The organism is Bacillus cereus group sp. MYBK5-2 (assembly GCF_051915685.1).
Taxonomy (GTDB): domain Bacteria; phylum Bacillota; class Bacilli; order Bacillales; family Bacillaceae_G; genus Bacillus_A; species Bacillus_A cereus.
In genome coordinates this window covers 1-1,566 of sequence record NZ_JBQAFE010000033.1, presented here as the reverse complement: position 1 = coordinate 1,566, position 1,566 = coordinate 1, and the positions used below count along the sequence as shown (strand labels likewise).

Below are 1,566 nucleotides of genomic sequence, written 5' to 3'. Positions count from 1 at the left end.
CGATAAGCGGATTTGCCTACTTATCAGCCTAACTGCTTGGACGTGCACAACCAATCGCACGCTTCTTCTATCCTTCTGCGTCCCTCCATTGCTCAAACGATAAAGAGGTGGTACAGGAATATCAACCTGTTGTCCATCGCCTACGCCTGTCGGCCTCGGCTTAGGTCCTGACTAACCCTGAGCGGACGAGCCTTCCTCAGGAAACCTTAGGCATTCGGTGGACGGGATTCTCACCCGTCTTTCGCTACTCATACCGGCATTCTCACTTCTAAGCACTCCACCAGTCCTTCCGGTCTGACTTCACTGTCCTTAGAACGCTCCCCTACCACTGATACCATTGGTATCAATCCGCAGCTTCGGTGGTGTATTTAGCCCCGGTACATTTTCGGCGCAGAGTCACTCGACTAGTGAGCTATTACGCACTCTTTAAATGGTGGCTGCTTCTAAGCCAACATCCTAGTTGTCTAAGCAACTCCACATCCTTTTCCACTTAATACACACTTTGGGACCTTAGCTGGCGGTCTGGGCTGTTTCCCTTTTGACTACGGATCTTATCACTCGCAGTCTGACTCCTAAGGATAAGTCATTGGCATTCGGAGTTTGACTGAATTCGGTAATCCGATGAGGACCCCTAGTCCAATCAGTGCTCTACCTCCAAGACTCTTACACTTAAGGCTAGCCCTAAAGCTATTTCGGGGAGAACCAGCTATCTCCAGGTTCGATTGGAATTTCTCCGCTACCCACACCTCATCCCCGCACTTTTCAACGTGCGTGGGTTCGGGCCTCCATTCAGTGTTACCTGAACTTCACCCTGGACATGGGTAGATCACCTGGTTTCGGGTCTACGACCACGTACTAAACGCCCTATTCAGACTCGCTTTCGCTGCGGCTCCGCCTCTTCAGCTTAACCTCGCACGGGATCGTAACTCGCCGGTTCATTCTACAAAAGGCACGCCATCACCCGTTAACGGGCTCTGACTATTTGTAGGCACACGGTTTCAGGATCTCTTTCACTCCCCTTCCGGGGTGCTTTTCACCTTTCCCTCACGGTACTGGTTCACTATCGATCACTAGGGAGTATTTAGCCTTGGGAGATGGTCCTCCCAGATTCCGACGGAATTTCACGTGTTCCGCCGTACTCAGGATACATTCAAGAGAGAACGAAGTTTCGACTACGGGGTTGTTACCCTCTACGACGGACCTTTCCAGGTCGCTTCGTCTACCTCGTTCCTTTGTAACTCCGTATAGAATGTCCTACAACCCCAAGAGGCAAGCCTCTTGGTTTGGGCTATGTTCCGTTTCGCTCGCCGCTACTCAGGAAATCGCATTTGCTTTCTCTTCCTCCAGGTACTTAGATGTTTCAGTTCCCTGGGTCTGTCTTCCTTACCCTATGTATTCAGATAAGGATACCATACCATTACGTATGGTGGGTTTCCCCATTCGGAAATCTTCGGATCAAAGCTTACTTACAGCTCCCCGAAGCATATCGGCGTTAGTCCCGTCCTTCATCGACTCCTAGTGTCAAGGCATCCACCGTGCGCCCTTTCTAACTTAACCAAACTAAAA

1 rRNA gene is annotated in these 1,566 nt (G+C 50.5%); it reads right to left on the bottom strand.

What is annotated here, in order from left to right:
* A 23S ribosomal RNA gene (locus ACTFP3_RS30080) occupies window positions 1-1,557 on the bottom strand; the annotation flags it as partial.
* Window positions 1,558-1,566: the final 9 nt, after the last annotated feature.